Below are 24,347 nucleotides of genomic sequence, written 5' to 3'. Positions count from 1 at the left end.
CGCAACCACCGCTGCCGCATGTGCCGGGCCGACGGGTCAACATCACCAGCACCTCCCGCAGTTCCTGCTGTGCCCGCGTTCAACGATGAAGCGGGTCCTTCCACGCCGAGGACACACCATGAGAACCCGATTTGCCTTCCCCGCCCTGACCGCCGCCGCGATCCTCCTGCTGACAGGCTGTGTGGACAACAGTGCCTCCGATGCCCCGACGGGGGCCGCCGACGGCACCTCCACGGAGGTGGCCGTGAAGAAGAACGACGAACTGGCCGCGTTGCTGCCGGAGAAGATGCAGAAGGCCGGCGTACTGAATGTGGGAATGGCCAACAACTATCCACCGAATGAGTTCAAGGACGGCAACGGGGAACCGGCCGGCTGGTCCGTTGACCTGACGAACGCCATTGGTGCTTCGTTGGGCCTGAAAGTGAACTTCGATATCGGAACCTTCGACAACATCCTGCCCGCCGTCAATGCCGGCAAGGACGACATGGGCATGTCCTCCTTCACCGATACGCTCGAACGGGAGAAGCAGGCAGACTTCGTGAACTACTACTCCGCCGGCATCCAGTGGGCGTCGCCGGTCGGCAAGACGGTGGATCCGCATAATGCCTGCGGGTTGAAAGTTGCCGTCCAGGCCACCACCTACGAGGACACCCACGAGGTGCCGGCCAAGTCGAAGGCCTGCGTGAAGGCGGGCAAGAAGCCAATCGAGATCTTCAAGTACGACGCGCAGGACCAGGCGACCAATGCGCTGGTCATCGGACAAGTCGATGCCATGAGCGCCGACTCGCCCGTGACCCTGTATGCGATCTCGAAGACCAAGGAGAAGCTCCAGACCGCGGGCGACGCCTTCGAGGTGGCCCCGTACGGCATCCCCGTCGCCAAGGACAGTGCCTTCACCCCAGTGCTGCAGAAAGCGCTCCAGGCGCTGATCGACGATGGGACCTACACCAGGATCCTCTCCCAGTGGGGCGTCGAGAGCGGCGGGGTCGACAAGGCCGCCCTCAACGTCGCCGCGGACAAGTAGGCCGGGGGTGACCCCCGACCCCGTGGCGGCAGACCCGGCCCCCACGGTGCCGGCCGCCCCCTCGGATCTGTCCGAGGGCGAGGCCATCCGGGCAATACCCCTGCGCCATCCCTGGCGCATGTTCGTCGCCGTCGTCCTGGTCCTGGGGCTGGCCATCTTCGTGATCGATGCGGCCCAACGCGAGGACTACGGGTGGGCCGACGTCGGCAAATACCTCTTCGACCGGCGCATCAGCGCGGCCGCCCTGGTCACCTTGCAACTCACCGTGTATTCCATGGTCATCGCGATCTCGCTGGGACTGCTGCTCGCCATCATGCGGCTCTCCCCGAACCCCGTGGTCAAGAGCGTTGCCTGGCTGTACCTGTGGATTTTCCGCGGCACGCCGGTGTATGTGCAGTTGGTGTTCTGGGGCATCGTTGCCCTGATCTACCCGGTCTTCACCTTCGGCATCCCGTTCATGGACCCCTGGTTCACGGTGCCCAACGACATCTTCACCAATCTGTTCATCACCGCGATCATCGGCCTGGCCCTGAACGAAGCGGCCTACATGTCGGAGATCGTGCGCGCCGGATTGCTCTCCGTCGACGAGGGGCAGGAAGAGGCATCGAAGGCCCTGGCCATGTCATGGGGCCAGACCATGCGCCACATCGTGGTCCCCCAGGCCATGAAGATCATCATCCCACCCACCGGCAACGAGGTGATCTCCATGCTGAAGACCACGTCCCTGGTGGCAGCGATTCCGCTGAGCATCGACTTGTACGGGGTCTCCCGGGGTATTTCGGCGGTCACGTTCACCCCGGTTCCCCTGCTGATCGTCGCCTCCATCTGGTATCTGCTGTTCACCTCACTCCTGATGATCGGGCAGCACTTCATCGAAAAGCGATACTCCCGGGGAACGGGCCGGCGCAAGGACACACAGGGGCCGGTTCCGCCGGGAGTCGCGGCCGCCACCACCGCGCCAATCGGCAACGACGTAGGAGGAAAGGGATGAATTCCACCGCCATGGTGCACGCCGATCGCGTGTCCAAGAGTTTCGGCAGCAACCAGGTTCTGCGCAGCATCAGCCTCACGGTGAACACCGGGGAGGTCCTGTGCATCGTCGGGCCCAGCGGTTCGGGAAAATCCACGTTCTTGCGCTGCATCAACCACCTGGAGCGCGTCGACGCAGGTCGACTTTCCGTGCAGGGGCAATTGGTGGGTTACCGGGAGAAGGGTGAAAAGCTCTATGAGCTCCGCCCCAAGGAAGCGGCCTTTCAACGGCGGGAGATCGGCATGGTCTTCCAGCGGTTCAACCTCTTTCCCCATCTCACGGCGCTGGAGAACATCATCCAGGCACCTATGCGGGTTAAGCGGCTCTCCAAGACCGCCGCGACCAAGCGAGCCAACGAACTGCTGGAACGTGTCGGGCTCGGCGACAAGGGGGACCACTTTCCGGCACATCTTTCCGGCGGACAGCAACAGCGCGTCGCCATCGCCCGGGCATTGGCCATGGACCCCAAGCTGATGCTCTTCGACGAGCCCACCAGTGCGCTGGATCCGGAACTGGTCGGCGAAGTCCTGGAGGTGATGAAGGAGCTGGCCGCCAGCGGGATGACCATGATCGTGGTCACGCATGAAATGGGCTTCGCCCGCGAGGTGGCCGACTCCCTGGTCTTCATGGACGACGGCGTCGTCGTCGAGTCCGGCGACCCCCGTCAAGTGCTCACGGCGCCCGCACACGACCGGACGAAGGCCTTCCTCTCCAAGGTGCTCTAACCGGATGTTGCGCGGGTGCGGTTCGCCCGGTGGACCTGCTCGATGATCTCCAGCGTGGCGATGGCCTCGGCCGGGTCCACCGGGGCCGGCCCCTTGCCGTGCACGGCGGCGGCAAACCCGCGGTAGAACGCCGGGTAGTCCCCCGCCGCGGCGGGCACCGGTTCGAGGGCACCGGGCACCCCGAGGTGTCCCCACTGGTCCTCGGGCACCTCCCCGTAACCGGGATCGCCGGGTGAGGCCCCGCCATCGAGCGCCGCTTCCTGCCCGTCCGTGCCCCACACCTCGTAGCCGGCCTCGGTTCCCAACACGCGGAAGCGCGGCGCGGGGACGGCGAAGTGCAGGCCGAGGGACAAATGCGAATCCACACCGGACGCGTGGCGGATGGCGACGAACGCGTCCTCGTCTGCGTCCGATCCCCCGCCGCTGTGCCGGCGGGTTTCCCCGTAGACGGAAGCGGCCGGCCCGAAGAGCGCCAGCGCCTGGTCGATGACGTGGGTGCCCAGGTCGAACAGGATGCCCCCACCCCCGGCGATGCCCGCGGTGTCCTTCCATTCCCGCAGGCCCGCGGGTTTCCACCGCTCGAACCTCGACTCGAACGTGTGCACCCTGCCCAGCGAACCGTCGGCGACAAGCCGTGCGACGGTCAGGAAATCGGCGTCCCACCTGCGGTTCTGGAACACGGAGAGCAAGACGCCGGCCGCCCGGGCCGCGTCGGCGACCTCGCGGCCAGCGCTGCTGCTGGTGGCGAAGGGCTTGTCGATCACCACGTGCAGGCCGTGGCCGATGGCGGCCAACGCCAGGTCGGCGTGGGTGGCCGGCGGGGTGCCGATGACCACGACGTCGAAGTCGTGTGCGCGCGCCAGCAGGGCATCGGCGTCGGGCAGGATCGCCGCCGCGGGGTGCAGGGCGGCGGCCCGGGCGGCGCGCTCGGGGTTACCGGTGACGATGGCGTCCAGTGAGTAAGCGGGGTCCGCGGCGATGAGCGGGGTGTGGAAGACCCGGCCGGACAGGCCGAATCCGATGACTGCGGTGCGCAATGCGGGGCGCTGGTTCACGACGGCTCCTTCGGGGCGGATACAGCCAAACCCTACCAATCCGGCTGCCCCGACTGGCTGTGGACCGTATGCTGTTGCCCAGAGCCCGGTGGCCTGGCCACCACATGTCGAGGAAAGGCACCCACATGTCGAAGAACCCGCAGCAGAACCCGACGCCGCACCAGGACCCGCGCGACCCCGCCGAGGGCGACCTCGTCGGCGGGGCCGTGGCCGGGCGTCCCGGCGCAGAGACCGCCGGCGGTGGCGCCGTGACCGGCGGCGGACGACCTGCAGGGACGCCACCGAATTCGACCGAGGATCCGATGCGGGTAACCCGCAGCGGCGTCATGTGGACGGCCACGGTGTTGGCGCTCGTGCTGCTGGTCCTCTTGATCATCTTCATCGCCCAGAACACCAACACGGTGGCCCTGCAGTACTTCGGCCTCAAGGGCACGGTCCAGCTGGGCCTGGCGTTGTTCGTCGCCGCTGTGGGTGGCGGCATCGTCGTGGCGATCGCCGGGGCCGCGCGGATCATCCAGCTGCGCTCCATCGCCCGCAAGGGCAAGGTGAAGCCGAAGGCACCGAAGAAGCGCTAGCGGTCGGCCGCCCAGGCGGTGATCGCGACGGCGCTGCCGTCGAGGATGTCCAGCCCCGGGCCATCCGCGTCGAGTCCTGCGGTGAGCCGTGTCCGTTCGGTGCCGGCGTACGGGGCGATGAGGATCGTCCCGGCGGTGGTGTCCCCTGCGGCGGCCATCGCGTTCCAGCCCAGCATCGCCGTCGCAGTCTCCCCGGGCCGCAGCACCACTGCGGTGGGTCCCTGGTCAGTGGTCATGAACGACCCGCCCCGGTAGAACAGCACGTTCATCGCGTTGCCGGCCGGATCGTCGAAGGCCACATCCGGGTAGCCGCCCAGCCGGCACGGCTTCTCCGAGGTGTTCGTGGTGCGCAGCTGCTGGGCACGGTGGCCGGTGGCCGCGTCGCCCGTGCCGAGCTCCGTGCGCACGTCGTTTCCGGCGCACCAGGTCCCTCCGGCCGGATGGGCCGAACCCGGCGCGCCATCCTCGATGGCGTAGGAAACGGTGGGCTGGCCGATGGGGATCGGGGCGGTTGCCGGCTCCGCGGCCGGTAGCTGTGGCGCGGGGGCGCGGTGGGCGTCCGATGCCAGCGGAAGGACGGCCATCAGAACGACGGCGAAGCCCACGGCCGGCAACAGCCGCAGGACCCCGGTGGCCCGGTGGCTGCCGGAGCGGTCCCGACCCGGCCAACGTCCGACGGCGGCAGCGGCCCACGCGGGAGCCCACCCCCATGCCAACCCCCAGTAGGCCCCGGCCCCGATCTCGGGCTGGATGCCGCGGGCGAGGAAGGCCAGGCGGGCCGGTGGCCAGTCCACGACGATGCCGCCGACGGCCCAGAGGAATCCGAGCACGGCCGAGGCGGCCACGACGCACGCCCACACCACCAGGAAGACCGGAACGCGCCCGGGCCGGGCCACGGCGCGCAGCACCGGCGGAACGACGGCCAGCACGATCGCCCCGATGGCGAGGGCGGCGACGATGGGAACCAGCACTGGCCACGGGGCTGCGGATGTGGCGATCCAGGACGGCCCCGTGTCCGGCAGCAGTGGCCGGATCCCCGCCTTGACCGGGCCGGTGCCGACGGTGGCCACGAGATGGTTGGCCAACGTGGCGGCCAGCCACGCCGCGGCGACGGCCCACCCCGCGATGACGGCGACCGATGGGCGTGCGGAGGCTGGTCGCGGCGATGTCATGCCTCCGAGCCTACCGACGGCATGGCACCGCTGCCGCGCCCCGCATCAGCCCCGGTGCATCTGGCGGATCATCCCGGCGCGGCGTTCGCCGATCATCATGGTGGTGGCGTTCGGGTTCACGGTGACCAGTTCGGGCATGGCCGAGGCGTCGGCGACGCGCAGCCCGGTGCCCTCCTTGACCCGCAGCTCGGGATCCAGCGGCGACATCTCGTCTTCGGCTCATTTAGTTTGGAGGAAGGCCGTGCGAGCGCTGCGCAAGAACCTTGCTGCGGGAATGGATGCTTCTATCGTCACGGCCTGCCGATGCCCTGGTGTCCCTCATGCAACCGGCCGCGCGGGGGAACGAGGCTGAGCTGGTGCAATTTCTGGATCACACTGTCGGATCGGGTATCGTCCCGTAGCCAAGGGCATTCCAGAAGTCACCACGGACGTAGCGCTGCTCGGATCTGGGTTCAAAGTCCCAGTGGTGCGCCCGCCCCTGCTGCAGCGCTCGGGCCACAAGCTGCCGGCTGCTTTGACTGGCCAGGACCCCGGACTCCAGCGTGGCAAGGTCGTACCGGGCATCGAGCGCCTTGCGCAACTGCCCGAGCACGTCCGCGTAATCGTGGTCCGCGGCCCGGTTCTGCAATTCGTCCGGGTCGTCGTTCAGATCGAATAGCTGATCCGGATCTCCAGGGCACACGATGTACTTGAACCGGCCGCGGACGAGAGTGATCTGGGGCCGGTAGGTGCCTTCCGCCAGGTACTCGATAAAGACGTCCCGGTCCTCGGGAGTGGCCGCTCCAGATATCTCACGACGAATGGATTCCAGTAAAGAAATGCCTGTTGATCTTGCCTCTGGGGCACCAGAGAGCTCGACCAGCGTCGGCATGAGATCAAGGAGGCACACCGGGTTTGCAAATCGCCCCCTCGGCACCAGTTCTTCTGCACCATGCATGATCAGCGGCACCCGGGACGACTGCTCGTAGGGTGACATCTTGAACCACAGCCCCTTTTCACCGAGCATGTCGCCGTGGTCGCTGGTAATGAAGATGACGGTGTTATCGGCCAGCCCCAGCTCCTTGAGCCGCTCTTGGATTCGACCTATGTGGTCATCAATGTAGCTGACTGCCGCGTAGTACGCGCGGCGCGCCCTACGTACCAAATCGATGCTTGGGTCACGCTTGTCGAACCCACTCATGGCCCTCAACCGGTGACTATGCGGATCCTGGTCGGCAGTGGCTACCGCGGGGTTCTTGGGATCCGGGATCGTTCCTTCCTCGAAACGGTCCCAGTGTTCGCGCGGTGGTTCGTACGGGTCGTGCGGGTGGATGAATGAGGCCACCATGAGAAATGGAATGTCTTCGCCCGCGGCCTGATTTACCCGTACCCTGTCGTTCAAATGACGGATCGCACGAAACCCGACTTCATCGTCGAAATCCTGTTGCACAGTGGCCTTCGAGACTCCTGCGTTGAAGACGGCATCAGCATCGTGATACCACTGCATCCGCTGCTCCAGCGGCCGGGTCCAGTCCGGAACCATGTCCAGATCTGCAGGGTAGACGTCGGTCGTCAAACGTTCCTCGAACCCGTGCAGCTGGTCGGGGCCGATGAAATGCATGCGCCCGATTAAAGCGGTGTGATAGCCAACGTCCCGTAGGCGATGCGCAAAGGTCGGCGAGGAGGCCGCGAACTCATCCCCGTTGTCAAAGCATCCGATTTCCGAGGGCAGCTCGCCCACCATCATCGACGCGCGGGACGGCGCACATAACGGGGTATTGCAGTAGGCCCTTTCGAACACCGCACCGCTTTCGGCCAATGCGTCGATGTTCGGAGTCTTAGCTGCGTTGTCGCCGTAGGCACCAAGCGCCTGGGCTGCCATCTGGTCAGCTTGGATGACCACGATGTTCGGTCGTTTCTGGGTCATGGAAATTCCCCTCGGTTAAGGTGGGCAAGAAAATTTCGATCGGCAATTGTGGCCGTGGGCAATCGCCTCCGGGGTCAAAATCTCAAACGTTGAGTCTTTCTGGCACGGCAGCGGTCCGAAAGCCGCAATTTCCGCTGGACGAATCTGGCGTATTTGCAGTGCGGGCTGCGACGCGATATCTGTTGCAATATGAGTCGTGGCATAGAAACGACCCCCCGCGCATGACGCGTCTGGCACCCCTCGTGGGCCCCTGTGGATCATGTCGCGGTGAGTTTCGATAGTATTCGGGCGAGAACCAGTCAGCGCACCATTCCCATACGTTTCCCGCAACCTCGCACAGCCCGAATCCATTCGGCGCGAACGACTTGACCGGTGCCGTACCCAGGTACCCGTCTTCTTCGGAGTTCATTGTTGGGAATTTTCCTTGCCAGATGTTGCATGCATGTTCCCCCTGCGGTTCCAGGTCGTTGCCCCATGGATAGCGCTGTTGGTCGAGTCCTCCCCGTGCCGCATATTCCCATTCAGCTTCGGTGGGGAGCCGCCGCTTTGACCACCTGCAGTAGGCAAGAGCGTCATGATACGAGATGTGAACCACTGGGTGCTCAGGTATGTCCTCCCAGGTGGACCCCGAACCGGTGGGCCGGAACCAATTGGCGCCGCGAATATTTAGCCACCATGGGGCTCCTGCGATGGGACCCACGATCTCACGACGGGTCGCTGTAGCCGAAAGATGGAAAACGGCCGAGGAACCATAAAACTGGGCCTCAGTTTGGTAGCCGGTGTCATCGACGAACGATGCGAACATTTTATTCGTTACCGTGGTCGCATCTATCCGGTAATCATCCACTGAAACCTCGTGGACGGGGATTTCACCATCGGCACCATACCCCTCGTTGAAGGCATCACCCATCCGAAAGAGTCCCCCGGGGATCTGAACATCGACATGAAGATCCTCCGACGCTGGGAGCCCTGATGATGGCATACAACGTTCAACAGCTTTGGATTCTGTATCAAGGCGTGCTGGCGAACAACAGCTGATTGGTTGTGCGTCTTTGGGCGCTTCCATATGTTCGGAGTCCTCTTTCAGAATGTCCGTCGGCATGGTGGGTACATATGTCGAAGCCCGACTTTTCAGGGAAAGGTTCCCTACTGCACGTGCTCCGAGACGAGAGCCCCGACGGACTACTTTGATCACGCTACAAGCTTCGTGGAATTTTGTATCGGTATGCCAGCAGCGTCCGCTACGGGTCCATCGGTCCGACGACCTGCTAGGCAGACTGCCGAGATTCACGAATCATTTCGGCGCACCGCTCGCCGATCATCATGGTGGTGATGTTCGGGTTCACGGTGACCAGCTCGGGCATGACCGAGGCATCGGCGACGCGCAGCCCGGTGACTCCCTTGACCCGTAGTTCGGGATCCAGCGGCGACATGGCGTCTTCCGCGGCACCCATCCGCACGCTGCCGGCCGGGTGGTACACCGTGTTGTGCGTCCGGCGGATGTAGTCGGCGATCTCCTCGTCAGACTGCGCTTCCACTCCCGGGTAGAGCTCGGGGCCGGCCCACTCGGCCATGGCCGGCTGGGCGACGATCTCGCGGGCCTTGCGGATGCCCGCGACCATGACCCGCATGTCGTGGCCTTCCGCGTCCGTGAAGTAGCGTGGATCGACCATGGGCTTGTCGCGGTAGTCGCTGCTTCGCAGCCGCACGGTGCCGCGTGACTGGGCATGCGTGACGTTCGGCGTCAGGCAGAAGCCGTTCTCCGTGGTCGGGTATCCCTGACGCAGGGTGTGCATGTCGAACGGCACCGACCCGTAGTGCATCATCAGGTCCGGCCGGTCCAGCCCATCGGTGGTCTGCGTGAAGAGCCCGATTTCCCACCACTGGGTCGATTCGGTGACCATCGGCTGCTTGGCCTCCCACTGGATGACGCCCTCGGGGTGGTCCTGCAGGTGCTCGCCGACACCGGGCGAGTCCACGCGGACGGGTACCTGGTGCTCGGACAGGTGCGCGGCCGGGCCGATGCCGGAGAGCATCAGCAGCTTCGGCGAATCGATGGCCCCGGCGGAGACGATGACCTCGTGGCGGGCCTTCAGGTGGAAGGTCTTGCCGAAGGCGTTATCCACGACGCTAACCCCGGTGCACCGGTTGTCGTCGTCGAAATCCAGCACCCGGGCCCGCAGGCCCGTGAGCAGATGGAAGTTCTTCCGCCCGGAGATCGGGTGGATGTAGGAGACCGAGCTGGAGGAACGGGTGCCATCGGCCCGCCGGTTGATCTGGAAGAAGTTCGCCCCGTTGGTGACGGTTTCGTTGTTGTTGAACATCACCCGCGGAATGCCTGCCTGCTCGGCGGCATCGAGCAAGGCCACGCCGCTGGGGTCCGCCGGTGGGACGTTCATCAAGTGCACCGGGCCGGAGTCGCCGTGGTGCGGTGCTTCCGGGCCCGCATCCTCGTTGGTCTCCAGCTGCTTGTACAGCCGGTACGCGGTCTCGGAGTTCCAGCCGGTGGCACCGAACTTCGACTCCCATTCATCCAGGTCCTCGCGCGGGGCCCAGAAGGCGATGCAGGAGTTGTGGCTGGAGCAGCCGCCCATCACCTTGGCGCGGGCGTGGCGCATGAACGAGTTGCCGTTTTCCTGCGGTTCGATCGGGTAGTCCCAGTCGTAGCCGGATTCAAGCAGCTCCATCCAGCGGTCCAGCTGCAGGATCTCGTCGATTCCCCGGTCGTCGGGGCCCGCCTCCACCAGGGCCACCTCGAGAGAGGGGTCCTCACTCAGGCGGGCAGCCACTGCCGCGCCGGCGGAGCCGCCGCCGACGACGATGTAGTCGTAGCTGGAACCATCCAGCGTATCGAAATCTGTCATGTCAGTTCTCTCCTTGCTCAGGATCCGATGGGTAGGGGGTCAGGCGCGGTCGGCGAACCAGCCGGTGACCTGCGGGGCCGTGTTCTGGTAGATGTGCTTGGCCTCCTGGTATTCGCCGAGGCCGGTCGGCCCGAGCTCGCGGCCGACGCCGGACTGGCCGTAGCCGCCCCATTCGGCCTGCGGCAGGTAGGGGTGGAAGTCGTTGATCCAGATGGTGCCGTGGCGCAGCCGCCCGGCCACGCGCTGGGCGCGTCCGGCGTCGTGGGTCCAGACGGCCCCGGCGAGGCCGTAGATGGTGTCGTTGGCGATGGCCACCGCCTCGTCCTCGGTGGAGAACGTCTCGACCGTCACCGTCGGGCCGAAGGCCTCGTCGGTGACGACCGACATGCCGCGGGTGACCTGGTCGAGGATGGTCGGCAGGTAGTAGTGGCCCTGCCCCAGGCCCGGGCCGTCGTCGTCCGTGGCCGCGCGGCCGCCGGTGCGCACCCGTGCCCCTTCGGCGACGCCGCGCTTGACGTAGGCATCGACCTTCTGGAGGTGGGCGGCGGAGATCAACGGGCCGGTCTCGGCCGCCTCGTCGTAGGGTCCCCCGATGCGGATGTCCTCGGCCCGGCGCACCAGCTCGTCGACGAAGCGTTCGGCGATGGACTCGTGGACCACCAGGCGGGCCCCGGCGGAGCAGACCTGGCCGGAGTGCACGAACGCGCCATTCAGGGCGTTGTCAACGGCGGCGTTGAAATCGGCGTCCGCGAAGACGACATTGGGGTTCTTGCCGCCGAGCTCCAGGGCCACCTTCTTCACGGTCGCCGCGGCGCTGGCGGCAATGACCCGGCCGGTCACCAGGCCGCCGGTGAAGGAGACCATGTCGACGTCGGGGTGCGAGGAAAGCGGCGCACCGGCGGTCGCGCCGGCCCCGGTGACCAGGTTCGCCACCCCGGCGGGCAGGCCGAGTTCGGCGAAGACGTCCATCATGAGGATCGAGGTCGAGGGCGTCAGCTCGGCGGGCTTGAGGATGAACGAGCAACCGGCGGCGATCGCCGGGGCCATCTTCCAGGCAGCCTGCAGCAGCGGGTAGTTCCACGGCGTGATCATCCCGCAGACACCGACCGGCTCGTAGGCGATCCGCGAGACGACGGTGTTGTCCCCCGCGTCGACGATGCGCCCGGCATCATGGCCTGCCAGCCGGCCGAAGTACTCGAAGCAGTTGGTGATGTCGTCCATGTCGATGCGCGATTCGAGGATCCGCTTGCCGGTGTCGCCGGTTTCGGCGCGGGCAAATTCCTCCTTGCGTTCACGCAGCCGGGCGGCGACCTTCAGCAGGAACGCACCACGTTCCGGAGCGGGCACCGAGGACCAGACGCCGGCGTCGAAGGCCTTCCGGGCGGCGGCGATGGCGCGTTCGGCATCCGCGGCCCCCGCCTCGGAGACCGTGGAGACGTGGGTGCCATCCGCCGGGCAGATGATCTTCCGGGTCTCCCCGGAGGCTGCGGGTTCCCAGGCACCGTCGATGAAGAGGGTGTTCGTATCCGGGTAGGTGGTCTGCGGGATGGCTGACATGGTTACTCCTTTTCAGTTCCGGGCTTGCTCGTTGACCCGCGGGAATCCGTCGGATCGGTGGTTTCGTTGGAGGTGCCCGACGGCGGAGCCGGGCTGGCCGGTTCGGCGGACTCGAGTTGGTGGTCGGGCCCTGCACCCTCCTTGACCATGGTGAAGTCGTCTTCCCAGGCGGTAATCGCCTCGGTGTCCTCGGCGATCTTGCTACCGCCGAGGCCACCGTTGTTCTCGTGCAGGAAGGCCAAGTGGACCTCGTACTGGTCCAGCACGTCGGCGATGACCTGCTCGCGGCTGCAGCCGAGCAAGTCATAGCCGTGGCTGCCTTCGAGTGAGAAGACCTCCATGCGGTAGTACTTCTCGGCCTTCACGGAGGCCGTCGCGTAGGTCGGGACGTCCAGCTGTACGGGGAAGATCTGGTACTTGAAGGCACGCTCCTGACCGTGGTGGACGACCAGGTTGATCGAGTCGATGCCGACCAGTTCCACCGTTTCGGTGTCCAGGGTGGCGTCAATGCCCTGCCCGGCAAATTCCTCGCGCATCTCCTCGAGCGACGGACGTGCCACCTCGGTGATGAATCGTTGGGCGGAGCGCTTGCCCGGGTAGCTGACCGCACGGGCCAGGCGTTGGCGCCAGCCCCGCCTCGAGTCCCCGCCGCCGGCGTGGGCGCGGGATGAAAGGACGCCATGCAGTCCCGTCCGGAAACTGCCGGCCAGGGCGTTCTCCATGCGCAGGGCCTTGTAGAGGCCGAGCATGATGAACACGAGCACCACCGAGAACGGCAGGCCCATGATCACCGTGGCGTTCTGGAGGGTCGTCACGCCGCCGACCAGCAGCATGGCCAGGGTGAGCAGCCCGGTGGCCACTGCCCAGAAGACGCGCACCCACTTCGCCCCGTCCTGTTCGGGATCCTTGAGGTTGGAGGTGAAGTTTGCCATGACCAGGGCGCCGGAGTCGGCGCTGGTGACGTAGAACAGCAGGCCGGTGAAGGTGGCGATGGCCGCGCTGAACGGGACGAACGGGTATTGCTCGAGCAGTGCGTAGAAGCCCTGCTCCGGGGTGTTCATGGCCACGTCTCCGAAGGCCTGGTTGCCGCTCATGACCATGTCCAGGGCGCTGTTCCCGAAGATCGAGATCCACAACAGGATGAAGGCAAAGGGCACCACAAGCACGCCGCCCACGAATTCGCGCAGCGTCCGGCCACGCGAGATACGCGCCAGGAACAGGCCGACGAACGGGGCCCAGGCGATCCACCAGGCCCAGAAGAACAGCGTCCAGCCGTTCAGCCAGGCATCGGGCCGATCGTAGGCGAAGGTATCGAGCGCCATCGACGGGAACCTCGAGAGCGAATCACCAATGTTGGTGATGATGCCGTCGAGCAGGAACCGGGTCTTGCCGCCGAGCAGGACGAAGAGCATCAAAGAGATCGCCAGCAGGACGTTGAGTTCGGAGAGCCGGCGGATGCCCTTCTCGACGCCTGTCAGCACGGAGATCGTGGCCATGATGACGGCCAAGGCGATCAGGGCGATCTGGGTCCCCTTGGTTTGCGGGATGCCAAACATGAACTCCAGGCCGAAGTTCAGCTGGGCCACGCCAATGCCCAGGGAGGTGGCGATGCCGAAGATCGTGCCCATGACCGCGGCGATGTCCACGGCGTTGCCCATCCACCCGTGGATCCGTTTGCCGAGGATGGGGAACAGTGCTGAGCGGATGCTCAGCGGCAGGTTGTGGCGGTAGGCGAAATAGGCCAGGGCCATGCCCATCAGTGCGTAGAGGCCCCAGCCGAGGATGCCGTAGTGGAACAGCGTCCACACCATGGCCTGCCGGGCAGCCTCCGCGGTACCGCCGTCCCCGCGCGGCGGGGCGAGGAACTGGCTGACCGGTTCCGAGACGGAGAAGAACATCAGGTCGATGCCGATGCCCGCAGCGAACAGCATGGCCGTCCAGGTGAACAGGTTGAAGGTCGGCCGCGAATGATCCGGCCCCAAACGGGTCTTGCCGACCTTGCTGATGGCCACCGCGATGACGAATGCGAGCACCACCACAACGATCAGCGAGTACCACCAGCCGAAGGTCTTGCCGACGAACTCGACGCCGGCACCGATGACCCGGTCTGCGCCGGGCTGGTCGATGATGGCCCACAAGGCGATAGCCAGGACAGCGCCGGCGGCACCGAAGAAGACGACCTTGTTGATGGGTCTCCGGCCCGGGTCCTGCGGTTTTCCGGTTTCCGGAGCGGACTGTTGGACTGCTGATTCAGGCGGATTGCTCGAAGTCATGCACTCGACAGTAACAAGAGGTCATTTTTCGCCCCGCGTGTGCGCGCAGGTTAACACACGATCTGGGTGAGGAAACCCACAATTGCCACACTCGATCCGCCGGGCACGGCAGTCCTCAGCCGGCAGGGAAGGGGTGGTCCCGCAGCAGTGCCGCCAGGTGCGCCGTGTTCCTTGCGGAGACACGCGTCGCCTTGGCTGTAGCCTCCGGGGTCTCCTCCAGATCCTGGTAGTCGGTGCCGTGCATCGCCTCCCCGACCCAATAGGTCGCCCCCTGCCCGGCGACGGTGAAGCCGACTTCACTCAATCCCTGGGACACGTCGGCTACGACGTGGTGGGCTCCGTCCTCGTTGCCGACGACGGCGACCATCGCGACCTTGTCGAAGAGGATCGGCCGCCCCCGCTCATCGGTTTCTGAGAGCTCCGCGTCTAGCCGCTCCAGCACCTGCTGTGCCGGGCTTGCCGGATGGCCCACCCAGATGGGGGTCGCGAGCACCAAAATGTGGGAGGCCAGCAGCTTTTCGCGGATGGCGGGCCATTCGTCCCCGGCACCCATGTCCGTCTTCACTCCGGGTTTCACATCGTGGTCAACGATCCGCACCACCTCGCTGTCGACGCCGTGCACCGCGAGCTCCTCGGCTACCTGGCGGCCGAGCAAGTCGCTGCTCGAGTCCTGCGGGGAAGGGGTGAGTGTGCAGACCAGGACCAGGGCCTTCAACGGATCTTCGCTCATGGCGCCAGTCTGCCCGGACGCGCGGCCGCTGACCAGCGTTTCCGCCGGTACCGGCCCTTGGCGCGACAGCCGGCGTGTTCGATGATGGGTGCATGTGGTTCGGCTGGATCGAATTCGACGTGCTCCTCGGCGATGTCCACTCGCTGAAGGCCAAGCGTGCCGTCATCCGCCCCGTCCTGGCGGAGGTGCGGCGCCGTTTCGAGGTGTCCGTGGCGGAAACCGGCCAGCAGGACCTGCACCGTCGCGCATCGTTGGCAGCGGGGCTCGTCTCCGCGGATGCGGCCCACGTGGTCGAGGTGCTCGACGGCATCGAACGGCTGGTCGCCTACCGGCCGGAGCTGGAACTACTCAGTGCCCGGCGCCGGATGCACTCCTCCGAAGACGAGTAGCCCGGCGCACCGTGGGCGGGGCACATCGGTGCCCCGCCCGCGCGTCGTGCTAGTGCCCGGAGGCGGCTTCCACCGCCGCGGCGACGGCGTCGGCGACCCGCGGATCCAGCGGGGAGGGGACGATGAAGTCCGGTGCCAGGTCCTCGGCGGCCAGATCGGCGATGGCCATGGCGGCGGCGATCTTCATCTCCCCGGTGATGCGGCGCGCGCCCGCATCCAGCGCGCCGCGGAAGATGCCGGGGAAGGCGAGCACGTTGTTGATCTGGTTCGGGAAATCGCTGCGTCCGGTGGCGACGACGGTGGCGTAGCGGGCGGCCACATCGGGCATGACCTCGGGGTCCGGGTTGGAGAGGCCGAAGATGATGGCATCCTCGTTCATCCCGGCGAGGTCCTCCTCGGGGACGGTCGAGGAGGAGACCCCGACGAAGGCGTCCGCGCCATCGAGGGCCTCGCGGGTTCCGCCCATGATCCCCTCGCGGTTGGTGATGGCCGCGTACTTGGCCTTGATCGGGTTCAGGTCGTCGCGGTCGCGGTGGATGACGCCCTGGGAGTCCAGCAGCACGACGTCTCCGACGCCCACGTTGACCAGGATGTCGGCGATGGCGATGCCGGCGGCACCGGCGCCGGAGACGACCACGCGCAGGTCGGCGAGCTGCTTGCCGACGACGCGGGCCGCGTTGGTCAGCGCCGCCAGGACGACGACGGCGGTGCCGTGCTGGTCATCGTGCATCACGGGGCAGTCGAGGGCCTCGATGAGCCGTTCCTCGAGTTCGAAGCAGCGTGGTGCGGAGATGTCCTCGAGGTTGACCGCGCCGAAGCTGGGGCGCAGCCGCACGAGGGTCTCGATGATCTCGTCGACATTGGTGGTCTCCAGGACCAGCGGGATGGAATTGAGCCCGCCGAAGTTCTTGAACAGCGCGGACTTGCCCTCCATCACAGGCAGCGAGGCTGCGGCACCGATGTTGCCCAGGCCCAGGACCGCCGTGCCGTCCGAGACCACGGCGACCAGGCGGGACGCCCAGGTATGGGTGGCGTGCTTGGCGGGATCGGCCGCGATGGCGCGGCAGACCTGCGCGACGCCGGGGGTGTAGGCAATGGACAGGGCGCGCTTGGAATCCAGCGGCATCGTCGATTCCACGGACAGCTTGCCGCCCTCGTGGGCGGAGAAGATGTCAGCTTCGCTGATGGGCGCGGTCGTCGTGGGGGTGGTTTCGGGGGTCACGGTGGACATGGGGATGCTCCTGGGGAAAGTCAGCTGATCGGGAAGCGGGCGTGGCACGGATTCCGCGGGCTGCGGCGCCGGCGACTGGGTCGACGAGCGGCGGGCAACCTGCCCTGCTCTGCGGAGGCCGGCCAGGGGTGTTGGCTTGCGGCGCTTGCGCAGTGGTCAGTACTTTCTTTAGACCGTTGCACCCACAGTAGGGCATCGGACGGGTCGGCCCAACCTCTCGGCGGGAATCTTACGGGTGCTCCGTACCGGGTCCCGCCGGGGCTGCCGCGTGGCCGTCGGCGTCGAACCGACGCGCGTTGGCGAGTACCGGGAGCTTCGCGCGTGCCGCGTCGAGGCTACCGAGGTCCAGGTCCACGACGGTCAGCGAGGGACCCGTCGGGGTGGAGGCCAGGGTCTGGCCCAGCGGTGAGATCACGGCGCTGTGGCCGACCCCCAACGGGGTGCTGTCGGTGGCCGGATGGCCGGCGGCGGGGTCGGCCTGGTCGCAGGCGACGACGAACGTCGTGGTGTCCAGCGCGCGTGCGCGGACCAGGGCGTCCCATTGTTCGGCCTTGCCCGGGCCGTCACCCCAGGAAGCACAGACGATGTTCACGGCTGCTCCCGCGGCGGTGGTGGCCTGGTACAGGTCCGGGAACCGCACGTCGTAGCAGGTCGAGAGCCCGAACACTGCGCCGTCAACCTCGAACGTGGCGATCGAATCCCCGGCCGTCACGGCGTCGGATTCGGCGTATCCAAAGGCGTCGTAGAGGTGGATCTTGTCGTAGCTGGCCTCGACTTCGGGACCCGTCGCGAGCAGGGTGTTGCGCACCCGGTCGCCCTCGCCGGGCGTGAACATGCCGTGGACGGTGACGATGCCGAGCTCCGCGGACAGGGTCCGGACACGGTTCGCCCAGGGCCCGTCCAGCGGCTCGGCGACCTCGGCCAGCGGGTGCCCGAAGGCGCACATGGTCGCCTCGGGGAAGACCACGACGGCGGCGCCGGCCTCACGGGCGCGGGTCGCGTGGTCGCGGACGAGCTCGAAGTTGGCGTCCAGATCCGCGGTGGAATTGATCTGGGCAAGGGCGATTTTCAACGTCATGTCCCGACTGTGCCATATCCGGGGTCTGCCTTCGACTCCCCCGGCACGGCATGATGGAGACATGCCACAGGAGACCACCGCCTTGACGAAGACCACCCAGCACGAGGCGCTGACGGGCGCCGATGCCACACGGCTGGCCGCCGCGCTGGCCGAGTCGTCCGACGCCACCGTGTTCGTCAATGGCACTGCGGTGCGCCTCCCACCGGTGGCGGCCGAGGCCGTGATGGACCTGCTGGGACGGCTGGCCGGCGGGGAGGCGGTCGTGCTCAGCACCGCCGAACGCTGGCTGAACACCTCCCAGGCCGCACGGTTGGCGGGGGTCTCCAGCACCTACCTGCGCAACCTCACCGATGCCGGAACGATCCCCGTGGAGTACCGCGGCAGCCACCGGCGCATCAAGCCGGCCGATGTCGCGGCCTGGGTGGCCGCCCGCGATGCCGCACGGCAGGCCGCCACGCAACCCGAAATCTAAAGAATCATTTCGGGAACAACTGTTGCCTCATGGTGAACCCATGTTGTTACCATGTGAGGGTGAGCACCTACCAGAACAGCACCGCACAGGATCCCGAATCGCTGCCGACCGAATCGGAGGTCGCCCTCGAACGCGCGCAGGCCTCGGCCCGCCACGAGAGCCTGTTCTCCGCGCGGGCAGCCAGCATTAGGCAGTCCGCCGTGCGCGACGTCTTCGACATCTCGCTGCGCCCCGGCCTGGTCTCACTTGCCGGCGGCAACCCCTATCTGGCCTCGCTCCCGCTGGAGAAGATCGGACAGATGGCCCACCAGATCATCGCCGAAGAAGGCCTGACCGCGCTGCAGTATGGCGGCGGCAAGGGGACCATCGAGCTGCGCGAACACATCCGGGAGGTCATGGCCGAAGAAGGCATCACCGGCGTGGACCCGGAGGACATCGTGGTCACCACCGGCTCGCAGTCCGCCCAGGATGTGGCCTGCAAGGTCTTCTGCGACCCCGGCGACGTGGTGTTGTGCGAGGACCCGACCTACGTGGGGGCCCTGAACACCTTCGAGGCCCACCAAATCCAGGTCGAACCCGTCGCGATGGACGAGCACGGGCTCGTCCCCGACGTGTTGCGCGCCCGCATCGCCGAGGTGAACGCCACCGGCAAGCGCATCAAGTTCCTCTACACGATCCCGAACTTCAACAACCCCTCGGGCATCTCACTGGGCGCCGACCGCCGCCAGGAGATCGTGGACATCTGCCGCGAGGCCAACATCCTGGTCCTCGAGGACAACCCTTACGGCCTGCTGAAATTCGACGGCGACCCGTACGTCCCACTCCGCGCCGGCAACCCCGACGACGTGATCTACATGGGGTCGTTCTCCAAGATCCTGGCCCCGGGCCTGCGGATCGGCTGGGCCCTGCTGCCCTCCCACCTCACCCGGCGCTTCTACCTGGCCAGTGAGGCCGTGATCCTCTGCCCGGCGACTTTGAACCAATTGCTGATCACCCGATACCTGGACGGGCACGACTGGCGCGCGCAGATCTCCACCTACCGCGGCCTCTATGCAGATCGCTGCGCCAGCATGCTCGCCGCGTTGGAGGAGCACATGCCCGACGGCGTGGAATGGACGACGCCGGAGGGCGGCTTCTTCATTTGGGTCACCCTCCCGGCGGGGATCGACACCTACCCATTGCTGACGCAAGCGATCGATGACGGCGTCGTCTTCATCCCCGGTGCCGCATTCACCCCGGACGACGAGCCGAACAACCGGCTGCGGCTGGCCTTCAGCGCGGTCGAACCGAGGAAGATCACCGAGGGCGTCAAGCGCCTGGCCGGCGTGCTGAAGCGGGCCATCGCCGCTGCCTGACCCGCGATTCCACCCGCACACGGCGCAGCAGAGCCGGGACCCGGGCACGCTGTACCCGGGTCCCGGCTCCGCTTCCGTCCGGATTCCTATTTCAGGAATTCATTGGTGTAGGTCTTGGACAGGTCAATCTCCTTGTCCCCCACCTCGGGGTTGGCGACCCGCTGGGTCTCCAACACCGCTTGGGCGCCCTCTTCGGTGAATTCGCCGTTGGTGCTCAGCGTCTCCTTGAGGTCGCCGATGACCTTGGCATACTGCTTCTCGTCGCCGCCGGAGAACTTCTTGGGCATCTTCGCCGCGATCTCCTCGCCGCTGTGGTCGGCGATCCACTGCAGGGTCTCCTTGATCGCCGCAGCAAGCTTCTTCGCGGTCTCCGGGTTCTTCTGCAGCCAGTCAGTCTTCGCGTAGAGGCTCGACGACGGCCAGGCAGAGGCGCCGAAGACCTCCTTGAGGCCCTCCGGCGTCCTGACGTCGGCGATGATCTTCGGATCGTGGCCGATCCTCTTGGCCAGCACCGAGATGTCCGGCTCGAGCATGACGGCGGCATCCACCTGGCCGTTTTCCACGGCCGCGACGGCTGATGAGCCGGCACCGATCGCGGACACTGCGGCGTCCGTCCCCTTCATCCCATTCTTGGTCAGCAGGTACTTCACGAACATGTCGGTCGATGAGCCCGGTGAGGTGACACCGACGTTCTTCCCCTTCAGGTCCTTCAGCGAGGTGATGCTGTCCTCGTTCTTGGGCGCGACGACGAGGGCCAGCCCGGACGACAGGTTCTCGTTCACGAAGGCCTCGATGGGCTGCTTCTTGGCCTGCATCTGGATGGTGTGCTCGTAGTATCCGTTGGTGACGTCCGTGCTGCCGCCGATCATTGCGGTCAGCGCCTTGGATCCACCCTGCAGGTCCTGCAGGTCGACGTCGAGCCCCTGTTTCTTGTAGAAGCCCAACTGCTCCGCCAGGGTGGTGGGGAGATACGTCAGGAGCGTCTGGCCGCCAATGCCAATGGTGACCTTTTCACCGCCCCCACCGGCTTCTCCGCCGGACGATTGCCCCGGCGGTGCAGTGGCGGGGGTTCCGCAGGCCGAGAGCAGCAGTGCCAGTCCGGCGGCCAGAGCTGCCCCCTTGGCCATCCGGCGGCGGGGGGCACCTGGTTTCGTGTGCTGTTTCATGGGGCTTCCTTTCAAGGTGGCGTTCCGGCCGGGATGGTCGGGCTATCCGTTGTTGGTAGGGCGCCAGCGCAGCAGGTGCCGTTCGACGCGATTGACGAGAAGGTCGATGATCAGGACCACGAACATGAGGATGAACATCCCCGCGAAGACGCCTGTGGTGTCGAAGACCCCCTGGGCCTGGGCGATGGCGTACCCCATGCCCGCGGAGGCCCCGAGGTATTCGCCGACCACCGCGCCGGTGATGGCGAATCCCACGCTGATGTGCAGGCTGGAGAATATCCACGTCAGCGCACTGGGGATGAAGACGTGGCGCAGTAGCTGGCGTTCGCTGGCTCCGAGCATGCGGGCGTTGTCGATCAAGACCCGATCGACGCTCTTGACACCCTCCAAGGTGTTGAAGAAGACGATGAAGAACACCAGGGTGAACCCGAACGCGACCTTCGACCAGATGCCCAGGCCGAACCAGAGCAGGAAGATCGGCGCAAGCACCACGCGTGGCAGTGCGTTGAACATCTTCAGGAACGGCTCGAAAAGCTGCTCGAGGAAGCGCACCCGGGCGAGCAGGAAACCGAGCAACAGCCCGACCGCGGCACCCGTGGCGAAGGCCAAGGCCGCTTCCTCGAGGGTGATGAGCAGGTGGGGGAAGACGAATCCGGAGCCCACCCATTCCCAGACCGTCTTCAGGATCTCCGAGGGCCGCGGAAAGAAGAAGTCGTCGATGATCCCGACCCGGCACAACAGCTCCCAGGCAACCAGGACGAGGATGGTGAGCCCGACCTGCCCGGCGCGCACTCCCGGCCCCGTGACCCCGGCCCGTCGGCGGGGGCTCCGGCGGGCCACGATGGCGTCCTGCCCGGCCCGTTCGGTCGTGGTGCTCATGCTGCGCCGCCTTCCTGGCGAATCGTCGATTGGTAGGTGCGGGAAACCTCGACTTTCAAACGCCCCCAGATTTCCCGGTGCAGTTCGACGAACTGGGGGTCATCGCGGATTTCCAGCAGGTCTCGCGGGCGGGGAATGGTGATGTCGTACCGACCGACGACGGTGCTGCCGGGGCCGGCACCCAGGACGACCACCTCGTCCGAGAGGGCGATGGCCTCGTCGAGGTCGTGGGTGATGAACACGACCGCCTTGCCGGATTCCTGCCACAAGGCCAGCAATTCGTTCTCCATGATCTGGCGGGTCTGGACGTCCAGTGCGGAGAACGGCTCATCCATGAGCAGGATGTCGGGATCGACGATCCATGCCTGTGCCAGCGAGGTGCGCTTGCGCATGCCGCCGCTGAGCTGGTGCGGATATCGGTCGGCGAAATTTCTCAGCCCCACCTTTTCGAGCCACCCGCGGGCACGGTCGCTCGCCTCCGCCTTGGGCACACCGGCCATGGTCAATCCCAGGCTGACGTTGTCGATCACCGTTTTCCACGGCAGAAGGGCGTCTTGTTGGAACATGTAGGAGGCCCGGCGGTTCACGCCCTGAACAGGGGCGCCGAAGCTCGCCGCGGTGCCCGTACTCGGCTCCAGCAGGCCGGCGGCCATGTGCAGGATCGTGGACTTCCCGGACCCCGTCGGACCAACGATCGAGACAAAACGACCGGGCTCGACCTTCAAGTCGATGTCCTGCACCGCCTGGTAGGTGCCGCCCTGGGGCGTTGTGAACTCCTTGCTGCATGCGTTCAGTTCCACCGCGTATTCCGGTGCTTCCAGTTGATCCGGCTGCCTCATGACTGCTCTTCCCCGCGTTGGACCCTCGAAACCCCGGGGCCATCAGCCTCAAGAACGACCGACTCGCCCCACGATGTGGGTTCAGTTTCATATTGCGGTGTTGAGACTAGCAGTAACACAGATCACACTCAACGGTTTTCTGCAGCGTTACGCGATGTGCGGCGTCCACTCGCGCACCCACGGCAACGAGCCGAGGCGGACGCGGTTGCGCGCACCGACGGGCCCGGCCAAGCCGTCAAGGTCATAGGCCTCATCGCCGGCCCACACCACGATGGGTTGGCCGTCGCCGTCGAGGGTGCGCAGGCTCCTGAAGTCGGCCGGGGGTTGGCTCCGCGCCGCTTCCAGCGCGTCGGCGGCGGTGGCTTGGCGGTCGAGCCAGCGCAGCGTCATCCAGGTGGGGGGCACCAGGCTGATCCTGCCCTCACCGTGGCGTACCAGCGCCTCGGCCGGTGTCAACCAGGCGTGGTCCACGTGCTCGTCGGCGCTCAGGGTGATCTGGCCGCCGACCGGGGCCTCGAGGACAGCCAGGAAAAACCAGGTGCGCAGGCGTTTCGGGGCGGTCGGCGGCGGCGTCCAAACCGAGAGGGCGGCCAGTTCGGCCTCACGGACCTCCAGCCCGGTCTCCTCACGTGTCTCGCGCACTCCGGCCCGCAGGGCCGCGGCGACCAGCGGATCGAGGGCCTCGCCGTCGTTCATCGGGGGCATGTCGCGATCCTCGGGGTCCACGTAACCACCCGGGAAGACCCAGGCCCCGGCGAAGGAGCCCCGGTTCGAGGGGCGTTCAAGCAGGAGCACCTGCGGCCCGCCGGGTGATTCACGCAGCAGGACCACGGTGGCCGCATCCCCGTGCAGCCCAGGCGTCGAGATGGCTTCAGGCACGGACCGCCTCCTGGCGGTCGTCGTAGGCGTCGCGGGATTCGAGGATCGCACCGGCATGCTCCTCGGCCCAGCGGCGGACCGTATCGAGGGGTTCCAGCAAGGTGGCACCGAGGTCGGTGAGGGCATAGTCGACGCGTGGCGGGACCTGCGCATAGACGGTGCGCGCAACAAGCCCGTCACGTTCGAGCGTGCGCAGCGTCTGCGTCAGTACCTTGGGGGTAACGCCGCCGACTGCGGAGCGGACCGCGGTGAACCGGCCAGGTCCGGCCTTCAGCGCCTGCATGACCAGGGGCGTCCACTTGTCGCCAATGCGTTGCAGCACCAGACGGGAGGGGCAGTCGGCGTCCATGACATCGAAGGGTCGGCCATTGGTATCCATCTGGATACCTTATGACGTTGAGGTACTGGGTATCAAATGCATACCATCATGAGACGAGCCATTCACGAAAGGGATTCACCATGAAGATTGCCATCTACGGAGCCACCGGCATGGTCGGCAGCCAGATCGTCAACGAGGCACTCGGCCGCGGCCACGAGGTCACCGCCGTATCCCGGAAGGGGACGCCGGTCGACCGCGCGGCCTCCGCCACCGCCGACCTCGGTGACCTCGCAGCCTACCGGGCACTGGCGGCCGACCATGACGTCGTCGTCTTCTCGGTCCCCCCATCACGTGAGGGCGGGGACCCGCAGGACTTCATCGACGCGCACGAACAGATCAGCGAGACCCTGGTTCCCGCGCGGGTGTTCATCGTCGGCGGAGCGGGCAGCACGATGGTCGACGGCGGCCTGCTCGTGGACCAGCCTGGCTTCCCGCCGGAATACGAGGCCGAGTCCCGCGCGATGGTCACGGTCATGGAGAACTACAACTCCGCCTCCGGCCTGGACTGGACGATGCTGGCCCCGGCCCCGGTGATCGCACCGGGCGAGCGCACCGGCACCTACAAACTCGGTGCCGACTCCCCGGTGGGCGAACGCATCTCCACCCAGGACTTCGCCGTCGCGGTGCTCGACGAACTGGAGGATCCGAAGCACCGCCACCGTCGCTTCACCGTCGCGAATTGAGCGTGCGGGGGCAATGACCTGCATCCATATGCGTAACCTCTGAATCAAAGCAAAATGGATACTTCTGTTGTCTAGATCACCTCTAT

The 24,347-nt window shown here is 66.3% G+C and carries 23 protein-coding genes and 1 pseudogene; 8 read left to right on the top strand and 16 right to left on the bottom strand.

The features are described from left to right. Positions 1-118 precede the first annotated feature (118 nt). Genes AC1MEQ_RS12205 through AC1MEQ_RS12195 form a run of 3 tightly spaced genes read left to right on the top strand, consistent with a single transcriptional unit; the run spans position 119 to position 2,779 of the window. Complete coding sequence (locus AC1MEQ_RS12205) at positions 119-1,024, top strand: ABC transporter substrate-binding protein (protein WP_479791066.1); 906 nt, start codon at positions 119-121, stop codon at positions 1,022-1,024. 7 nt (positions 1,025-1,031) lie between these two features. Beyond that, entirely contained in the window at positions 1,032-2,015 is a 984-nt protein-coding gene (locus tag AC1MEQ_RS12200) for an amino acid ABC transporter permease (protein ID WP_479791065.1), read from the top strand. Next, the gene (locus AC1MEQ_RS12195) at positions 2,012-2,779 is read left to right on the top strand and encodes an amino acid ABC transporter ATP-binding protein (protein WP_479791064.1); all 768 of its coding nucleotides are present in this window, start codon (positions 2,012-2,014) and stop codon (positions 2,777-2,779) included. Before AC1MEQ_RS12200 ends, AC1MEQ_RS12195 begins: the two co-directional genes overlap by 4 nt. Here the strand turns inward: AC1MEQ_RS12195 and AC1MEQ_RS12190 are convergent. Next, positions 2,776-3,834 carry a Gfo/Idh/MocA family protein gene (locus AC1MEQ_RS12190; RefSeq protein ID WP_479791063.1) on the bottom strand — a complete coding sequence of 353 codons (1,059 nt, stop codon included), beginning with the start codon at positions 3,832-3,834 and terminating at the stop codon, positions 2,776-2,778. The two genes, AC1MEQ_RS12195 and AC1MEQ_RS12190, sit on opposite strands and share 4 nt — an antisense overlap. Positions 3,835-3,959: 125 nt before the next feature. On the opposite strand from AC1MEQ_RS12190, the gene AC1MEQ_RS12185 reads away from it, so the two are divergent. Further along, positions 3,960-4,409 (top strand): LapA family protein, encoded by a 450-nt coding sequence (locus AC1MEQ_RS12185; protein WP_479791062.1) that lies wholly within the window; start codon positions 3,960-3,962, stop codon positions 4,407-4,409. On the opposite strand, the gene AC1MEQ_RS12180 is transcribed toward AC1MEQ_RS12185, so the two are convergent. The 8 genes and pseudogenes from AC1MEQ_RS12180 to AC1MEQ_RS12145 form a co-directional block, all read right to left on the bottom strand. Then, positions 4,406-5,581, bottom strand: a complete 1,176-nt coding sequence (locus AC1MEQ_RS12180) for a DUF4232 domain-containing protein (RefSeq protein ID WP_479791061.1) — start codon at positions 5,579-5,581, stop codon at positions 4,406-4,408. The genes AC1MEQ_RS12185 and AC1MEQ_RS12180 overlap by 4 nt on opposite strands. A 45-nt stretch (positions 5,582-5,626) precedes the next feature. Beyond that, positions 5,627-5,797 (bottom strand): annotated as a pseudogene (locus AC1MEQ_RS12175) (GMC oxidoreductase); the annotation flags it as partial. A gap of 154 nt (positions 5,798-5,951) precedes the next feature. Then, complete coding sequence (gene betC, locus AC1MEQ_RS12170) at positions 5,952-7,487, bottom strand: choline-sulfatase (RefSeq protein ID WP_479791060.1); 1,536 nt, start codon at positions 7,485-7,487, stop codon at positions 5,952-5,954. An 82-nt stretch (positions 7,488-7,569) separates the two neighbouring features. After that, entirely contained in the window at positions 7,570-8,553 is a 984-nt protein-coding gene (locus tag AC1MEQ_RS12165) for a formylglycine-generating enzyme family protein (protein WP_479796121.1), read from the bottom strand. A gap of 202 nt (positions 8,554-8,755) precedes the next feature. Next, entirely contained in the window at positions 8,756-10,351 is a 1,596-nt protein-coding gene (locus AC1MEQ_RS12160; RefSeq protein ID WP_479791059.1) for a GMC family oxidoreductase, read from the bottom strand. 39 nt (positions 10,352-10,390) lie between these two features. Continuing rightward, positions 10,391-11,908, bottom strand: a complete 1,518-nt coding sequence (locus AC1MEQ_RS12155; protein WP_479791058.1) for an aldehyde dehydrogenase family protein — start codon at positions 11,906-11,908, stop codon at positions 10,391-10,393. 2 nt (positions 11,909-11,910) lie between these two features. Beyond that, positions 11,911-14,181: a choline BCCT transporter BetT gene (gene betT, locus AC1MEQ_RS12150; RefSeq protein ID WP_479791057.1), complete on the bottom strand. Its 2,271-nt coding sequence runs from the start codon at positions 14,179-14,181 to the stop codon at positions 11,911-11,913. A gap of 115 nt (positions 14,182-14,296) precedes the next feature. After that, positions 14,297-14,911 (bottom strand): flavodoxin family protein, encoded by a 615-nt coding sequence (locus AC1MEQ_RS12145; RefSeq protein ID WP_479791056.1) that lies wholly within the window; start codon positions 14,909-14,911, stop codon positions 14,297-14,299. A 92-nt stretch (positions 14,912-15,003) separates the two neighbouring features. Between AC1MEQ_RS12145 and AC1MEQ_RS12140 the strand changes: the two genes are divergently transcribed. Continuing rightward, positions 15,004-15,300, top strand: a complete 297-nt coding sequence (locus AC1MEQ_RS12140; protein ID WP_479791055.1) for a DUF503 domain-containing protein — start codon at positions 15,004-15,006, stop codon at positions 15,298-15,300. Between the two features lie 49 nt (positions 15,301-15,349). On the opposite strand, the gene AC1MEQ_RS12135 is transcribed toward AC1MEQ_RS12140, so the two are convergent. Both AC1MEQ_RS12135 and AC1MEQ_RS12130 read right to left on the bottom strand, forming a co-directional pair. Beyond that, positions 15,350-16,531, bottom strand: a complete 1,182-nt coding sequence (locus AC1MEQ_RS12135; protein WP_479791054.1) for an NAD(P)-dependent malic enzyme — start codon at positions 16,529-16,531, stop codon at positions 15,350-15,352. Positions 16,532-16,760: 229 nt separating this feature from the next. Further along, entirely contained in the window at positions 16,761-17,603 is an 843-nt protein-coding gene (locus AC1MEQ_RS12130) for a carbon-nitrogen hydrolase family protein (RefSeq protein ID WP_479796120.1), read from the bottom strand. Positions 17,604-17,670: 67 nt separating this feature from the next. Between AC1MEQ_RS12130 and AC1MEQ_RS12125 the strand changes: the two genes are divergently transcribed. Next, complete coding sequence (locus AC1MEQ_RS12125) at positions 17,671-18,081, top strand: helix-turn-helix domain-containing protein (protein ID WP_479791053.1); 411 nt, start codon at positions 17,671-17,673, stop codon at positions 18,079-18,081. 59 nt (positions 18,082-18,140) lie between these two features. Next, complete coding sequence (locus tag AC1MEQ_RS12120; protein WP_479791052.1) at positions 18,141-19,436, top strand: aminotransferase-like domain-containing protein; 1,296 nt, start codon at positions 18,141-18,143, stop codon at positions 19,434-19,436. An 86-nt stretch (positions 19,437-19,522) separates the two neighbouring features. Here the strand turns inward: AC1MEQ_RS12120 and AC1MEQ_RS12115 are convergent, their stop codons facing one another. The 5 genes from AC1MEQ_RS12115 to AC1MEQ_RS12095 form a co-directional block, all read right to left on the bottom strand. Then, entirely contained in the window at positions 19,523-20,602 is a 1,080-nt protein-coding gene (locus AC1MEQ_RS12115) for an ABC transporter substrate-binding protein (protein ID WP_479791051.1), read from the bottom strand. A gap of 42 nt (positions 20,603-20,644) precedes the next feature. Continuing rightward, positions 20,645-21,481 carry an ABC transporter permease gene (locus tag AC1MEQ_RS12110; protein WP_479791050.1) on the bottom strand — a complete coding sequence of 279 codons (837 nt, stop codon included), beginning with the start codon at positions 21,479-21,481 and terminating at the stop codon, positions 20,645-20,647. Continuing rightward, on the bottom strand, positions 21,478-22,320 hold the full coding sequence (locus tag AC1MEQ_RS12105) for an ABC transporter ATP-binding protein (protein ID WP_479791049.1): 843 nt from the start codon (positions 22,318-22,320) through the stop codon (positions 21,478-21,480). The genes AC1MEQ_RS12110 and AC1MEQ_RS12105 overlap by 4 nt, the downstream gene beginning before the upstream one ends. Before the next feature lie 147 nt (positions 22,321-22,467). Beyond that, positions 22,468-23,199 (bottom strand): NUDIX hydrolase, encoded by a 732-nt coding sequence (locus AC1MEQ_RS12100; RefSeq protein WP_479791048.1) that lies wholly within the window; start codon positions 23,197-23,199, stop codon positions 22,468-22,470. Beyond that, entirely contained in the window at positions 23,192-23,578 is a 387-nt protein-coding gene (locus AC1MEQ_RS12095; RefSeq protein ID WP_479791047.1) for a winged helix-turn-helix transcriptional regulator, read from the bottom strand. Before AC1MEQ_RS12095 ends, AC1MEQ_RS12100 begins: the two co-directional genes overlap by 8 nt. A gap of 80 nt (positions 23,579-23,658) precedes the next feature. Here AC1MEQ_RS12095 and AC1MEQ_RS12090 point away from each other — a divergent pair, with 80 nt between their 5' ends. Further along, positions 23,659-24,261, top strand: a complete 603-nt coding sequence (locus AC1MEQ_RS12090; protein ID WP_479791046.1) for an NAD(P)-dependent oxidoreductase — start codon at positions 23,659-23,661, stop codon at positions 24,259-24,261. The last annotated feature ends 86 nt before the right edge of the window (positions 24,262-24,347 follow it).

The organism is Arthrobacter sp. ASL1 (assembly GCF_056680475.1).
Note: the sequence above shows the minus strand (reverse complement) of the source record. Positions and strands in the feature narration are given on the sequence as shown.

Coding starts and splice junctions, on each gene's coding strand:
- AC1MEQ_RS12135 (WP_479791054.1), bottom strand. CDS start 16,531: ATGTCCACCGTGACCCCCGAAACCACCCCCACGACGACCGCGCCCATC.
- AC1MEQ_RS12205 (WP_479791066.1), top strand. CDS start 119: ATGAGAACCCGATTTGCCTTCCCCGCCCTGACCGCCGCCGCGATCCTC.
- AC1MEQ_RS12140 (WP_479791055.1), top strand. CDS start 15,004: ATGTGGTTCGGCTGGATCGAATTCGACGTGCTCCTCGGCGATGTCCAC.
- betC (WP_479791060.1), bottom strand. CDS start 7,487: ATGACCCAGAAACGACCGAACATCGTGGTCATCCAAGCTGACCAGATG.
- AC1MEQ_RS12090 (WP_479791046.1), top strand. CDS start 23,659: ATGAAGATTGCCATCTACGGAGCCACCGGCATGGTCGGCAGCCAGATC.
- betT (WP_479791057.1), bottom strand. CDS start 14,181: ATGACTTCGAGCAATCCGCCTGAATCAGCAGTCCAACAGTCCGCTCCG.
- AC1MEQ_RS12160 (WP_479791059.1), bottom strand. CDS start 10,351: ATGACAGATTTCGATACGCTGGATGGTTCCAGCTACGACTACATCGTC.
- AC1MEQ_RS12165 (WP_479796121.1), bottom strand. CDS start 8,553: ATGGAAGCGCCCAAAGACGCACAACCAATCAGCTGTTGTTCGCCAGCA.
- AC1MEQ_RS12105 (WP_479791049.1), bottom strand. CDS start 22,320: ATGAGGCAGCCGGATCAACTGGAAGCACCGGAATACGCGGTGGAACTG.
- AC1MEQ_RS12115 (WP_479791051.1), bottom strand. CDS start 20,602: ATGAAACAGCACACGAAACCAGGTGCCCCCCGCCGCCGGATGGCCAAG.
- AC1MEQ_RS12110 (WP_479791050.1), bottom strand. CDS start 21,481: ATGAGCACCACGACCGAACGGGCCGGGCAGGACGCCATCGTGGCCCGC.
- AC1MEQ_RS12180 (WP_479791061.1), bottom strand. CDS start 5,581: ATGACATCGCCGCGACCAGCCTCCGCACGCCCATCGGTCGCCGTCATC.
- AC1MEQ_RS12155 (WP_479791058.1), bottom strand. CDS start 11,908: ATGTCAGCCATCCCGCAGACCACCTACCCGGATACGAACACCCTCTTC.
- AC1MEQ_RS12145 (WP_479791056.1), bottom strand. CDS start 14,911: ATGAGCGAAGATCCGTTGAAGGCCCTGGTCCTGGTCTGCACACTCACC.
- AC1MEQ_RS12095 (WP_479791047.1), bottom strand. CDS start 23,578: ATGGATACCAATGGCCGACCCTTCGATGTCATGGACGCCGACTGCCCC.
- AC1MEQ_RS12185 (WP_479791062.1), top strand. CDS start 3,960: ATGTCGAAGAACCCGCAGCAGAACCCGACGCCGCACCAGGACCCGCGC.
- AC1MEQ_RS12195 (WP_479791064.1), top strand. CDS start 2,012: ATGAATTCCACCGCCATGGTGCACGCCGATCGCGTGTCCAAGAGTTTC.
- AC1MEQ_RS12125 (WP_479791053.1), top strand. CDS start 17,671: ATGCCACAGGAGACCACCGCCTTGACGAAGACCACCCAGCACGAGGCG.